The following is a 12,954-nucleotide window of genomic DNA, read 5'->3' as shown; positions in this document are numbered from 1 at the left end:
CAGCGAAGAAACCGGCTTGCCGGCGATAGCGTATTGGCCTGAGGCGCCGCTATCGCCGGCAATCCGGCGCCGACAGCGGGGTTATTGTTTTTGCGGGTCAAACTGCTTGTCGCGGATGAACAGCGCCGGGATCACCCCGCAGATGAAGTACGCCGCGCCCATCACCAAAAAGCCCACGCCAATCGAGCCGTGGGACGCCAGGAAGCCAATGGCTGCCGGCGCGACCGCCGCGCCGATCCTCCCGATGTTGTAGGCGCCGCCCACGGCTGAGCCGCGGAATTTCGCCTCGAAACTCTCGGTCATGTAGGTCGCGTTCACGCCGTAGGGAATGCCATACAGGAAGCCGAAGACAATCAGCAGCCAAAGGATATTCTCCGGGCTCTGGTACAGCACGATCACCGGCAGGAACACCGCCGTCCCCAATGCCCCGAAGGCAAACACCACGCGCCGCCCCAGGCGATCGGCCGCGAGGCCGGCGAGGATCTTGCCGAAAATCATTGCCGCGTAGGTGCCGACCATGTAGCTGGTCATTGACTTGAAGTTCATCCCCAACTCGCCTTCGAGGTAGGAGGGCATCCAGTTGTTGACCCCGTAGTAGCCAAACTGCAGGAAGCCTGCGGTCAGCGCCCAGAGCAGGAACATGCGGCTGGCCTTGGGATCACTGAAAATCAGCTTGAACATGCCATCGGGCTTTTTCGCCGCGACGCGCTGGGTGCCTTCGGCTTTTTCCCGCGCGCGTTCGGCCTGGGCGTTGAGCCAGGCCTGGGGCTCCGGCACCAGGCGTTGCATCAGCACGGCGAGGATCACCGGGATGATCGCCACGTAGAATAGCCAGCGCCAGCCGTGGTCCGGCAGGATCCAGCCGGCCAACAAGGTCGCGACGATATAGCCCACCGACCAGCCGGCCTGCAAGGTGCCAAGCACGGTGGTGCGGTAGCGGGTCGGCACGTATTCGGCCATCAGGGTGTTGCAGGCGACATACAGCGCGCCCAGGCCAAGGGAGGCGAAGAAACGGGTGGCCGCAAACTGCCAGTAGCTGTGGGTCAGGCCAAGGATCGCGGTGCCCACCGAGAACAGCACGATGCTCCACACCACGGTCTTGACCCGGCCAAAGCGGTCACAGGCCCAGCCGCCGTAAATCCCGCCGACCGCCATCCCGGCCAGGGTGAAACTGCCCAGGCTGCCGGCCTCGACACTGGTCAGGCCGAACTCGGCTTTCAGGCTGCTGAGACTGTAGGACAGCAGCATCAAATCTGCGCCATCGATCAAGAGGCCGAGGAAGCAGAAAATGAAAACAATGATCCACAGGTTGTTTTTTGCGGGCGACAACGCACCCGCCGATGCGGCGACTTCCATAGCGATACCTTGTTGTAGTTGTAGGGCACGGTTTATGGGGGTTTGTAGGAGCCGGCTTGCCGGCTCCCACCGTAGAGGCGGGGTTAGTGCTGGGCCTCGCGAATCATGTTGCGTGCAATCACCAACTGCTGGATCTGGGTCGTACCCTCATACAGCCGGAACAGCCGTACATCGCGATAGAACCGTTCGATCGCATACTCGCTCACATAACCTGCGCCACCATGGATCTGCACACAGCGGTCTGCCACCCGGCCGCACATTTCGGTGGCGAACATCTTCGCGCAGGAGGCTTCGGTGCCGATGTTCAGGCCGTCGTCACGCTTGCGCGCCGCGTCCAGCACCATGCAGCGGGCCGCGTAGATTTCAGCCTTGCTGTCGGCGAGCATCGCCTGGATCAACTGGAACTCGGCAATCGGCTGGCCGAATTGCTTGCGGTCGATGGCGTAGTGCAGGGCATCGTCGAGCATGCGCTCGGCGGCGCCGACGCTGACCGCTGCGATATGCAGGCGGCCCTTGTCGAGCACCTTCATCGCGGTCTTGAACCCCACGCCTTCGACGCCGCCGATCAGTTGCCCGACGGGGACCCGCACATTGTCGAAAATCACGTCGCTGGTATGGGCGCCTTTCTGGCCCATCTTGTGGTCGCGCTTGCCCAGGGACACCCCCGGCGTATTGCGCTCGACGATAAACGCGCTGATCCCGCCCGAGCCCTTGGTATCCGGGTTGGTGCGGGCCATCACCGTGAAAATCCCGGCATGGGGCGCATTGGTGATAAAGCGCTTGGTGCCATTGATCAGGTAATGCTCGCCATCGCGCACGGCGGTGGTCTTCAGCGAGGCGGCGTCGGAGCCTGCGTCCGGTTCGGTCAGGCAGAACGAACTGAGCAACTCGCCACTGGCCAGCTTGGGCAGGTAGTGCTGTTTCTGCGCCTCGGTGCCGTCCAGCAGAATGCCGATGGAGCCGATGCCATTATTGGTGCCGAAGTAGGAACGGAATGCCGGCGAGGTGCGCCCCAGCTCGAAGGCGATGCAGACTTCTTCTTCCATGGTCACGCCCAGGCCGCCATAGGCTTCGGGCAGGGTCAGGCCGAACAGGCCCATGTCCTGGAATTGCTGGACAATGTCCGCCGGGATCTCATCGGTCTCGGCGATTTCGTTTTCCCGTGGGATCAGCGCTTCATTGACGAACTGGCGAATGGAATCCAGCAGCAGATGCAGCGTTTGCGGGTCTCGGATCATGTGCATTCCTCGGCGGCCCGTTCGGCGGGCCTGTTGTTTGATCTGCCGAGGCCGTGCACCGATCTGTCTAGCGGGCGGCGGCCTCGATGTTGTTGACCATGTGCTTGAGACGCGGCCCGATGTCGTCTTCGAGTTTTTCCCGGGAAAGGTGGAAACTCGGCCCGCCACAGTTGAACGTCAACAGCCCATGTTGTGCGTGCAGCATGGGCACGGCGATGGCGTTGACATCGCGGTGCCATTCCCCGATCGACATGCAATAGCCGAAGTCGGTGTAGTCCCTTAACGCGCGCTCCAGCCCTTTGCGAATCGTCGGCCAATCCTCCAGATGGCGCTGGCGGATATGGTCGAGCATGAACTCACGCTCGTTTTCCGGCATCGCCGCCAGGCAAGCGCGGCCTGCCGAACTCAAGTGCAGCGGCAGGCGCGTACCGACCTGGCGGCGCATGGTCATGTTCGCTTCGCCCTGGACCACGTCCAGGTACACCATGTCCAGGCGGTCCCGGGTGGCCATTGCGACGGCGGCCTGGGCGTACTTGGCCATGGTTTCCATCAGCGGGTGGGCCACGGCCCGCACCGACAGGTTGGAAAGCATCGCGTAACCAAACGCCATCACCCCCACATCCAACTGGTACCGGCCCGACTGCGGCAGGTGCTTGAGGTAACCCAAGCGGGTCAGGGTGTGCGTCATGCGGGTAATCGTCGGCTTGGGCAGGCCGGTCTTGCGCGCCAGTTCCTGGTTACCCAACACGCTTTCGCTGGGGGTAAAGCAGCGCAGCAGTTCCAGGCCACGGGCCAGGGCCGTGATGAACTGGCGGTCCTTGTCTTCCTCCTCCTCGCTATTCATCGGATCCACCCGCAGATGTTCGAACCCGTTGCTGCCTGCAGGTGCCTCTGGTGTGCGGCGCATGGTAGTCCCTCTTTTTTTATAAAATCAACAAAACAAAATTGTATTCCGCAGTGCGAAACTAAGCAACTGATTGGTTTTCTCCGTGCGTTCCTAATTAACCTTCAATAAACAATGAGTTAACCGAGATTTCATTGGGCGTTGCGGTTTTTGCATTTACACCCGCCGGGTCGATACCTATGATCATGGCTAAATACGGAATGTTATTTCGCATAGCGAAACTAACGTTGATCGCACTAACAAGAACATTGCAGCAGGAGTACATGTGGCTAATCCTGATCAACCCGTGGTCTACCTCGACGTCCAGGACAATGGCGTTGCCGTGGTGCGCATCCATCGCCCCGACGTCAAAAACGCCCTTAACGCCCAGGTGCGGGAGGAACTGGCCGGGCACTTTCGTGCCTTGGCCCGGCGCCGGGATGTGCGCGTCATTGTGCTGACCGGTGGCGAGCAGTTTTTTGTGGCGGGCGCCGACATCAAGGAGTTCGCCAGCGCCAGTCCTATCGAGATGTATCGCCGGCACACCGAGTACCTGTGGGAAGCCATCAGCCGTTGCCCGAAACCGGTGATCGCTGCGGTCAACGGCTTTGCCCTGGGCGGTGGCTGCGAGTTGGCGATGCATTGCGACATGATCGTGGCCGGCGAATCGGCGCGTTTTGCCCAACCTGAGGTCAAGCTCGGCCTGATGCCGGGTGCCGGCGGCACACAACGCCTGGTGCGTGCGGTGGGAAAATTCCAGGCCATGCGTATTGCCCTGACTGGCTGCATGGTCAAGGCCCCCGAAGCCCTGGCCATGGGCATGCTCAGTGAGGTGGTGGCCGACGACCAGACCTTGCCACGAGCCCTGGAGCTGGCGGCGCAGATCGCCGCGCTGCCGCCGCTGGCGGTGGAGCAGATCAAGGAAGTGATGCTTGCGGGCGCCGACCTGCCGCTGGAAAGCGCCCTGGTACTGGAGCGCAAGGCGTTCCAATTGCTGTTCGATTCTGCGGATCAGAAGGAGGGCGCCGCGGCGTTCTTCGAGAAACGCACACCCAACTACCTCGGGGAATAACCATGGCCGATTCGATCAACATCATGGGCCTGGTGGGCACTGGCGTCATGGGCGCTGGCATCGCGCAGATTGCCGCCCAGGCCGGCGTGCGCGTGCGCTTGTTCGACGCCCGCGATGGCGCGGCGCAGGCGGCTCGCGACAGCCTCGACGCGACCTTCGCCAAGCTGGTCGGCAAGGGCAAGCTCACCCAGGCGGCCATGGACAGCGCGTTGTGCAACCTGCACGTGGCCTCCAGCCTTGACGCCCTGCACGATTGCGACCTGGTGGTTGAGGCCATTGTCGAAAACCTCGATGCCAAGCGTGGCCTGCTGCACCAGTTGGAGTCCATCGTGACGCCGGGGTGCATCCTCGCCAGCAACACCTCATCGCTGTCGGTCACGGCGATTGCCGCGGGTTGCCAGCATCCTGGGCGAGTCGCCGGCCTGCACTTTTTCAACCCGGTGCCGCTGATGCGCGTGGTGGAAGTCATCGACGGCCTGGCCACCGCGCCAGCCGTCGGCGAGGCCTTGCTGGGATTTGTCGCGCGCACCGGCCATCGTGGCGTGCGGGCCAAGGACACTCCCGGTTTTATCGTCAACCACGCCGGCCGTGCCTACGGCACCGAAGCCTTGAAGATGCTGGATGAAGGCATTGCCGAGGGGGGCGATATCGACCGCATCCTGCGCGACGGTGCGGGTTTTCGCATGGGGCCGCTGGAGCTGCTGGACCTCACCGGCCTGGACGTTTCCCACCCGGTCATGGAATCAATCTACAACCAGTTCTACCAGGAGCCGCGCTACAAACCCTCGGCCCTGACCCGGCAGATGCTGGTGGGTGGGCGCCTGGGGCGCAAGACCGGCCAGGGTTTCTACCGCTACGAAAATGGCCAGAGGATCGACGGCCCACAGCCGCAGCCGGTGCCGACTGTTACCACGCTGCCACCGGTGTGGATCGCCACGGAAAACCCCGAAGATCACGAACGCCTCAGCACCTTGCTGATCAACCTCGGCGCGCAATTGGAAACTGGCGCGCAGCCGTCGCCCGCTGCGTTGTGCCTGCTGGCACCTTACGGCCGCGACGCGACCGCCACCTGCGAGTGGTTCCACACCGATCCGGCGCGCACCTTGTGCGTTGACCTTCTGCCCGACCTGTCGCGCCATCGCACCCTGATGCAAAACCCGCTGACCGCCGCGCCGATGCGCGACGCTGCCCACGCCTTGCTCGCCAGGGATGGCGTGGGGGTGACGGTGATTGGCGACAGTGTTGGCTTTGTGGCCCAGCGTACCTTGGCGATGGTGGTCAACCTGGCCTGCGACATTGCGCAGCAGCGCATCGCCAGCGTCGAGGATATCGATCAGGCGGTACACCTGGGCCTCGGTTACCCCCACGGCCCGCTGGCTTGGGGCGACGCCCTCGGGCCCCGCAGGATTTTGACGATTTTGCAGCGCCTGTGCGAGATCACCCACGACCCACGCTACCGCCCCAGCCCCTGGCTGAGACGCCGTGCGTTGCTGGGGATTTCCTTGCGCCATCCAGAGCCGGCAATCGGCTGACACAGACTTTCAGGAATAAAAACAATGGGTGCATTAACAGGTTTGCGTGTACTGGATTTGAGCCGGGTATTGGCCGGCCCATGGTGTGGCCAGGTGTTGGCGGACCTCGGCGCGGAAGTGATCAAGATCGAGCGCCCGCAGAGCGGCGATGACACTCGGGGCTGGGGGCCGCCATGGATGAAGACCGACACCGGCGAGTCGTCCGGGCAGGCGTCGTATTACCAGTCCACCAACCGCGGCAAGCTGTCGGTGGCCATCGACCTGGCCAGTACCGAAGGCCAGGAACTGGTACGGGCGCTGGCGGCCAGCTCCGATGTGCTGATCGAAAACTACAAGGCCGGTTCCCTGGCGCGCTACGGCCTGGACTACGCGACACTGGCCCAGATCAACCCGCGCCTGGTGTATTGCTCCATCACCGGCTTCGGCCAGACCGGCCCGCGTGCGCAAGAGCCCGGCTACGACTTCATCATCCAGGGCATTGGCGGCCTGATGAGTATTACCGGTGAGCGCGACGACTTGCCGGGCGGCGGCCCGCAAAAAGTCGGCGTGGCATTTTCTGACCTGATGACCGGGCTGTATTCCACCGTGGCGATCCAGGCCGCGCTGCTCAGCCGCGAACGCACCGGCGTCGGCCAGCACATCGATATGGCCCTGCTGGATGTGCAAGTGGCAACCCTGGCCAACCAGAGCATGAACTACCTGGCCTCCGGCAAAGTGCCCCAGCGCTTTGGCAATGCCCACGCCAATATCGTACCGTACCAGGTGTTTCGCGCCGCCGACCGCGACTTCATCATCGCCTGTGGCAACGACAGCCAATTTATCGCCTTGTGCCACAGCATCGGTCTGCCACACCTGCCGGACGACCCGCGTTTTCGGCGCAATGCCGACCGTGTCGCCCATCGGGCCGAAATCGTCGAGCTGCTGTCGGCGCACTTCCTTGGCCGCACGGCAGATGAGTGGGTCAGCTGCATCCATGCCTCGAAAGTGCCGGTGGGTGCGATCAACAACATCGCGCAATCCCTGGAAGAGCCGCAGGTGATTGCCCGTGGCTTGATGGTGAAGATCCCCCATCCGCAAAACCCCGACTTCGCCATGGTTGGCAGCCCGATCAAGATGTCTGGCACGCCAGTGGAGTACGTGCGACCAGCGCCGATGCTGGGGCAGCATACGGATGAGGTGTTGGCGGGGCGGTTGGGGTTGTCTGGTGAGCAGTTGGGGCAACTGAAGAGTAACGGGGTTATTGAGCAGTTGCCGTGATGGGCGCGCGTTGGGTTGCTACTGAAATATTTTGCTCAACGCGCCCATATCCATGGCTTCATTCATTTTCAAGGGCGCAGAAAAGGTGAAGGGCTCCTTGTAGAGTGACTCGTAGTCCATCTGCACAAATACGTCATTCCTTTGTAGGAACAGACTCATTTGCAGCAGGCACAAGGGGCCGAACTGGGTGCTTTTAGTCGGCTCCAGAATCGCGATGTCATTTCCCGGCCTTACGGCTGAGCCTTTGGTGGGCCAGCCTTTGGCGAAACATTCAGGATTCAAGCGCGCCTTCTCCAGCACGGCGGGCCAGCGACTGTCCCCCAGCCCATCGAAGTGTTCATCGCCAACGCGAATGCTGAACGCAGTAATGATGCCCGGCCCAATCCCTTCATTGGACAGGTACAGGCCGCTTTTTTGTGCCGTTAAATGCGGAGTGATCATCAGGTAGGGCCGTACGGACAGTCGGTTGTGCTCACGCATCAGGTCCAGTTGCCAGAAGGAAATCGACGCGGCGGCAATCGAGATCACCACGGCTGCCAGTGAGAGCAGCGTGCCTAAAGATAGCTTGGGTGTTTCCGGCGTCAGGGGAGTGATGGGGTGGCGCGGTTTGAAAAAGGGATGGTCATGCAGTTTTTTCACGTAGTCCGACTCCTTGTCGAATGGGTAGGTCTTGGTGGGTTAATGTTGGCTGGGATGGTAAAGAGTTTCGGCGACACCGGCGAAATATTCAGCTCAAGCGCTTTGATGATCCAGTCGGAGGGTTCCTGCTTTTTTGTAGGTTGTGAGTGAGGCTGCTGAAAGTTGAATCTCCCCAAATTTGCCAGACTCGCTGGAATCGCGTACGTAAAAGTGCATTAAATATTTGACTTATCCTTTTCAATCAGTAAGATACGCCGCATTCCGCGATAGCTCAGTTGGTAGAGCAAATGACTGTTAATCATTGGGTCCCTGGTTCGAGTCCAGGTCGTGGAGCCAGATAGAGAAAAGCCTGCAGCGATGCAGGCTTTTTTTTGCTCGCGATTTGGTCCCTGACGCTACTTGCCCGTCTCGGGGAATGCTGCCAAACAGAGCCGCCCATACGCTGCCACCAACTGCTCCAACGTAAACGCCAGATTCCGCCCGCTGGGATTGGGCAGCACCCACACCGCGGCATCCCCCAACGTCCGCGGTTGCAGCCCCCACGCGACCTCGCGCTGCCCCGATAGCGCGCAATAACCCGCCTTGCCCAGGAACGCCACATAGCGCGGTGAATACTGGCGGATTTTGTTTTCAAAGCCCTCGGCCGCCGCCTTGAATTCATCCTGGGACAGTTGATCGGCCCGCGCCGTTGGCCGTTCCACGACGGTCGTCAGCCCGCAGTGGTACTGCAAGATTGTTCGATCATCCTCGGGCTGAACTTGATGTGGGGTAAACCCAGCCAGGTGCAAGGTGCGCCAGAAGCGGTTGCTGCGTCCGGCAAAATGATGGCCCTGGGCGGCTGCCAGCAGGCCCGGATTGATCCCGCAAAAAATCACGGCCAGCCGCTCGGCCAGGATGTCTTCCAGTCCTTGACTCATGTCGGGGCACCCTGCGCCAGGTTGTCCAGCAACCACTGGCTGAAGCTGCGCGCCAGTGGGTCGTTTTCGCTGTCGCGGTGGGTCAGCAAGGCCCAGTTGGGGCCGCGAATGGTCGCGTCGACCAAAGGTTGCAGCAGGCCGTTGTCCCGCGCGTGCTGGCTCAGTAACTGGCTGACCAGTGCGATGCCCAGGCCACCGCAGGCTGCGTCCAGCAGCAGGCCGGGGTCGGAGAAGTTCAGGCCCTGGTCCTGCTGGCCCACGTCGATCCCGGCTTCCACCGCCCAATGGCTCCAGTCCATTTCCCGCTCGCCATGCAGGGTGGTGCGTTGCTCGCGGGGCAGGGCCAGTACGCTGGGGTGCGCGGCGGGATACAGACGGTCGGTGTGCAGCACTTTGAAGCTGCACTCGGCCTGGGCGCTGATGTCGTCGCGCACGGCGAGGTCGATGGTCTGGGTGGCCATGTCGGGTACTTCGTCGGTGCTGAACAGCCACAAATCCACGTCCGGGTGGTGTCGGCGGAAGTCGGCCAGGCGCGGCAACAGCCAGTGGCGGGCAAAGGCGGGCGTGGTGTTGAGCACCAGTTGATTGGCCTTGCGGTACTGCCCCAGCCGACGTACGCCCACTGACAACTGTTGCAACAGGGCCTGGGTGGTGCTGAGGAAATCATGGCCGGCATCGGTCAGGGCGACGCTGCGCCCGTTGCGGAAGAACAGCGGCTGTTCCAGGTACGCTTCGAGGCTGCGGATCTGTTGGCTGATGGCCGATTGGGTCAGGTGCAGTTCGTTGGCAGCCTTGTGAAAACTGCCCAGCCGCGCCGCCGCTTCGAAGCCGCGCAGTGCCCCCAGGGGCGGCCAGTGTTTAAGCATGCTGATAAGTTTCTCTAATCATTTGCCTGCAAAATCCATCGTTTGTTTGGCGGTTTGGCCAAACGTAGCATGGATCCCCATAGCGTGTACGTCGTTTTCGGTGAACACAAAGGCTTAACTCAGAAGGGGGTTGTCATGCTGCAGAACGAGATGCCACACAGCGGCTGGAGAATGCCGGCGGAATGGGCCAGGCATGCTGCGACCTGGATGGTCTGGCCCCATAACCAGGCACTCTGGGAGGCGGGATGGCGCGTGACCCTGGCCCAGGTGCAGGCGGATTTTGCGCGGGTCGCCAATGCCATCGCGCGGTTCGAGCCGGTGAAGCTGGTGGTTGACCCTTGTGCACTCGACACGGCCAAAGCCCTGTGCGGCCCCAACATCGAACTGATCGCGCTGGCGGTCAACGACAGTTGGTGCCGCGACTCCGGCCCCAGCTTCATTGCTCACCCGCAATTGGGCCTGGCCGGTGTGAGCTGGCGTTTTAACGCGTGGGGCGGCAAGTCGGCCCACGACCTGGACGAAAGCCTGGCCCGGCGCACCCTCAACCACTTGGGCCTGCCATGCTTTGGCACGCCGTTGAGCAATGAAGGCGGGGCGATTCATGTGGACGGTGAGGGCACGTTGATTACCACCGAGTCGGTGTTGCTCAACCCCAATCGCAACCCGGGCATGGGCAAGGCCGAGATGGAGGCGTTCTTTGCGCGCTGGCTGGGGGTGACAAAAACCATCTGGCTGCCGGGCGATCCGGATTACGTCACCGGGGATATGACCGACGGCCATGTCGATGGTGTGTGCGCCTTTGCCCGCCCCGGCGTGTTGCTGGTGGACGCCACCCACGACCAGGGTTCGGTGTACGCCGAGGTGGCACGGGCAAACCGCCGCGCCCTGGAGTTGGCCACCGATGCCAAGGGCCGCCGGTTCGAGTTGATCGAACTCTTTGAGGCCAGCGAGGCGGTGGATGCCGACGCCGAGGTGTTTTGCGCGTCCTACACCAACTTTTACATCGCCAACGGCGCGATCATCATGCCGGCCTATGGCATTGCGGCCGACCAGGTGGCCGCCGAGGTACTGGCCCAGGCATTCCCGGATCGCGTGGTGGTACCGGTGCGTATCAACCACCTGGCCCATGGCGGCGGCGGCGTGCATTGCATCACCCAGCAGCAGCCGGCCTGGCCGGTGGAGGGCTGATGCCATGACCTTGATGACCATCGCCACCACCCAGATGCCCTGCACCTGGGATTTGCCGCACAACCTTGATCAAGCCGAACGGCTGGTGCGTGAAGCGGCCAGCCAGGGCGCCCAGGTCATCCTGCTGCAAGAACTGTTTGCCACGCCGTATTTCTGCATCGAACAGCAACACAAACACCTGGCCTTGGCTGAGGAGTACCGCCATAGCGCGGTGCTCAAGCGCTTCGCCGCGCTGGCCGGGGAGCTGGGCGTGGTGCTGCCGTTGAGCTGGTTCGAAAAGGCCGGCAACGCCTACTTCAATTCTCTGAGCGTGGCCGATGCCGACGGGCAACTGCTGGGGGTGTATCGCAAGACCCATATCCCCAACGCCATTGGCTATCAGGAGAAGGAATACTTCAGCCCCGGCGACACTGGCTTCAAGGTCTGGGACACCGCGTTCGGCCGCCTCGGCGTGGGTATCTGCTGGGACCAGTGGTTCCCCGAGACCGCGCGTTGCCTGGCGTTGCTGGGCGCCGAGGTGTTGCTGTTTCCCACCGCCATCGGCTCCGAGCCGGGTTGTGCCAGCCTGGACTCCCGTGATCACTGGCAGATGACCATGCGCGGGCACGCCGCCGCCAATCTGTTGCCGGTGGTGGCGGCCAATCGTGTCGGCCGGGAAGTGGCGACCAGCGACCCGGCCTTGCAGATGGAGTTCTACGGCTCGTCGTTTATCTGCAACCACAAAGGCGCACTGCTGGCCGAGGCCGACCGCGCCAGCAGCGGCGTGCTGCTCCAGTGCCTGGACCTGGCGGCCATGGCCGAAGAGCGCCTGACCTGGGGCATCTACCGCGACCGCCGCCCGGACATGTATGGCGGCTTGCTGACCCAGGACGGTCGCCATCTGCATCCACGCTGGCAGACCCAAGGGGTATGACATGAAGCTGATCCACTGCACCCTGGCCCTGAGCATCGTCATCCCGACGGTACAGGCCGACGAAAAGATCCTGCGCCTGTACAACTGGGCCGACTATTTTGCCGAAGACACCCTGGCTCGCTTTACTGCCGAAACCGGGATCCAGGTGATCTACGACGTGATGGATGGCAGCGAGACCCTGGAGGCCAAGCTGATGGCCGGTGGCAGTGGCTATGATCTGATCTTCCCCGGCGATACGGTGGGCGAGCGCTTGATGCGCGCCGGCAGCCTGCAACCGCTGGATTCGGCGAAACTTGCGGCGCTGGAGGATATCGAACCAGGCCTGCAACAACTGCGCAGTCATTACCGCGCGTCAAATCAGGCCACAGTGCCCTACACCTGGGGCACGATTGGCCTGACCTATAACGCCGAGCAAATCCTACAGCGCATGCCGAATGCGCCGGTCAATAGCCTGGACCTGTTGTTCAAGCCGGAACTGGCGCGCCAATTTGCCGATTGCGGCATCTCGCTGATCGACTCGCCCGACGAAGTACTGGCCGTCGCGCTGATTTACCTGGGGCGCGAACCGCGCAGTGCCAAGCCCGAAGACCTGGCCGCGGCCAGCGCCCTGTTGCTCAAGCTGCGGCCATACATCCGCAAGTTCCAGTCGCAGCCGGTGACTGACCTGGTCAATGGCAACCTGTGCCTGTCCCTGGGCTACAGCGGCGACATGACCCAGGCGCAACGGGCGGCGGATGCGGCGGGTAAAAAGGCGCGCTTCCAATACCACATCCCCCGCGAGGGCACGACGGTGTGGATGGACACCATGGCCATTCCCGTGGATGCGCGGCATCCGGAATATGCCTACGCGTTTATCAACTTTGTCATGCGCCCGGAGAACATGGCGGCCATCAGCAATTTCACCGGCTACCCCACGGCCAATGCCAAGGCCCGCGCCAGCGTGGATCCGGCCATGGGCAACAACCCGGACATTTACCCGGACGACGCCACCTTCAAGCGACTGGTGGCCGGCCAGGATATTCCCCAGGCCGATATGCGCGCACGCATGCGGGTTTGGACTAAATTCAAGACGGCCGTCGGTCAATGACGGCAC

Annotated in this window: 12 protein-coding genes and 1 tRNA gene; 7 read left to right on the top strand and 6 right to left on the bottom strand. The window is 62.3% G+C overall.

Annotated elements, in window-relative coordinates; genetic code table 11:
- Positions 1-81: 81 nt before the first annotated feature.
- The 3 genes from AC19YY_RS14770 to AC19YY_RS14760 all read right to left on the bottom strand — a co-directional run bounded on the left by AC19YY_RS14770 (position 82) and on the right by AC19YY_RS14760 (position 3,501).
- Entirely contained in the window at positions 82-1,356 is a 1,275-nt protein-coding gene (locus AC19YY_RS14770) for an MFS transporter (protein ID WP_169953336.1), read from the bottom strand.
- An 83-nt stretch (positions 1,357-1,439) separates the two neighbouring features.
- On the bottom strand, positions 1,440-2,594 hold the full coding sequence (locus AC19YY_RS14765) for an acyl-CoA dehydrogenase family protein (protein WP_172313127.1): 1,155 nt from the start codon (positions 2,592-2,594) through the stop codon (positions 1,440-1,442).
- Positions 2,595-2,661: 67 nt separating this feature from the next.
- Entirely contained in the window at positions 2,662-3,501 is an 840-nt protein-coding gene (locus tag AC19YY_RS14760) for an IclR family transcriptional regulator (RefSeq protein ID WP_500604425.1), read from the bottom strand.
- 262 nt (positions 3,502-3,763) lie between these two features.
- Here AC19YY_RS14760 and AC19YY_RS14755 point away from each other — a divergent pair, with 262 nt between their 5' ends.
- From AC19YY_RS14755 to AC19YY_RS14745, 3 genes are read left to right on the top strand one after another with little or no spacing between them, the layout of a single operon-like run.
- Positions 3,764-4,549 carry an enoyl-CoA hydratase-related protein gene (locus tag AC19YY_RS14755; RefSeq protein ID WP_169953344.1) on the top strand — a complete coding sequence of 262 codons (786 nt, stop codon included), beginning with the start codon at positions 3,764-3,766 and terminating at the stop codon, positions 4,547-4,549.
- Between the two features lie 2 nt (positions 4,550-4,551).
- A complete protein-coding gene (locus tag AC19YY_RS14750) occupies positions 4,552-6,081 on the top strand; it encodes a 3-hydroxyacyl-CoA dehydrogenase (protein ID WP_500604424.1) in 1,530 nt (509 codons plus the stop codon).
- 24 nt (positions 6,082-6,105) lie between these two features.
- Positions 6,106-7,338 (top strand): CaiB/BaiF CoA transferase family protein, encoded by a 1,233-nt coding sequence (locus AC19YY_RS14745; protein WP_170057771.1) that lies wholly within the window; start codon positions 6,106-6,108, stop codon positions 7,336-7,338.
- 18 nt (positions 7,339-7,356) lie between these two features.
- Here the strand turns inward: AC19YY_RS14745 and AC19YY_RS14740 are convergent, their stop codons facing one another.
- Positions 7,357-7,977, bottom strand: coding sequence for a hypothetical protein (locus tag AC19YY_RS14740; protein WP_172313121.1), 621 nt, complete (start codon positions 7,975-7,977; stop codon positions 7,357-7,359).
- A gap of 260 nt (positions 7,978-8,237) precedes the next feature.
- On the opposite strand from AC19YY_RS14740, the gene AC19YY_RS14735 reads away from it, so the two are divergent.
- Positions 8,238-8,313: transfer RNA gene (locus tag AC19YY_RS14735), tRNA-Asn, on the top strand.
- 59 nt (positions 8,314-8,372) lie between these two features.
- Here the strand turns inward: AC19YY_RS14735 and mug are convergent.
- Both mug and AC19YY_RS14725 read right to left on the bottom strand, forming a co-directional pair.
- The gene (mug, locus tag AC19YY_RS14730; protein ID WP_500604423.1) at positions 8,373-8,894 is read right to left on the bottom strand and encodes a G/U mismatch-specific DNA glycosylase; all 522 of its coding nucleotides are present in this window, start codon (positions 8,892-8,894) and stop codon (positions 8,373-8,375) included.
- Entirely contained in the window at positions 8,891-9,760 is an 870-nt protein-coding gene (locus AC19YY_RS14725) for a LysR substrate-binding domain-containing protein (RefSeq protein ID WP_172313117.1), read from the bottom strand. The genes mug and AC19YY_RS14725 overlap by 4 nt, the downstream gene beginning before the upstream one ends.
- A 135-nt stretch (positions 9,761-9,895) precedes the next feature.
- Here AC19YY_RS14725 and AC19YY_RS14720 point away from each other — a divergent pair, with 135 nt between their 5' ends.
- The 3 genes from AC19YY_RS14720 to AC19YY_RS14710 are packed head-to-tail and all read left to right on the top strand — an operon-like array spanning position 9,896 to position 12,948.
- Positions 9,896-10,948: an agmatine deiminase family protein gene (locus AC19YY_RS14720; RefSeq protein ID WP_500604422.1), complete on the top strand. Its 1,053-nt coding sequence runs from the start codon at positions 9,896-9,898 to the stop codon at positions 10,946-10,948.
- A gap of 4 nt (positions 10,949-10,952) precedes the next feature.
- On the top strand, positions 10,953-11,861 hold the full coding sequence (gene aguB, locus AC19YY_RS14715) for an N-carbamoylputrescine amidase (protein WP_500604421.1): 909 nt from the start codon (positions 10,953-10,955) through the stop codon (positions 11,859-11,861).
- Position 11,862: 1 nt separating this feature from the next.
- The gene (locus AC19YY_RS14710) at positions 11,863-12,948 is read left to right on the top strand and encodes an extracellular solute-binding protein (RefSeq protein WP_500604420.1); all 1,086 of its coding nucleotides are present in this window, start codon (positions 11,863-11,865) and stop codon (positions 12,946-12,948) included.
- The last annotated feature ends 6 nt before the right edge of the window (positions 12,949-12,954 follow it).

This window comes from Pseudomonas sp. MF09156 (assembly GCF_059862305.1).
This window is presented reverse-complemented; position numbering and strand designations above follow the sequence as displayed.

Coding starts and splice junctions, on each gene's coding strand:
- AC19YY_RS14770 (WP_169953336.1), bottom strand. CDS start 1,356: ATGGAAGTCGCCGCATCGGCGGGTGCGTTGTCGCCCGCAAAAAACAAC.
- AC19YY_RS14765 (WP_172313127.1), bottom strand. CDS start 2,594: ATGATCCGAGACCCGCAAACGCTGCATCTGCTGCTGGATTCCATTCGC.
- AC19YY_RS14760 (WP_500604425.1), bottom strand. CDS start 3,501: ATGCGCCGCACACCAGAGGCACCTGCAGGCAGCAACGGGTTCGAACAT.
- AC19YY_RS14750 (WP_500604424.1), top strand. CDS start 4,552: ATGGCCGATTCGATCAACATCATGGGCCTGGTGGGCACTGGCGTCATG.
- AC19YY_RS14745 (WP_170057771.1), top strand. CDS start 6,106: ATGGGTGCATTAACAGGTTTGCGTGTACTGGATTTGAGCCGGGTATTG.
- mug (WP_500604423.1), bottom strand. CDS start 8,894: ATGAGTCAAGGACTGGAAGACATCCTGGCCGAGCGGCTGGCCGTGATT.
- AC19YY_RS14725 (WP_172313117.1), bottom strand. CDS start 9,760: ATGCTTAAACACTGGCCGCCCCTGGGGGCACTGCGCGGCTTCGAAGCG.
- AC19YY_RS14720 (WP_500604422.1), top strand. CDS start 9,896: ATGCTGCAGAACGAGATGCCACACAGCGGCTGGAGAATGCCGGCGGAA.
- aguB (WP_500604421.1), top strand. CDS start 10,953: ATGACCTTGATGACCATCGCCACCACCCAGATGCCCTGCACCTGGGAT.
- AC19YY_RS14710 (WP_500604420.1), top strand. CDS start 11,863: ATGAAGCTGATCCACTGCACCCTGGCCCTGAGCATCGTCATCCCGACG.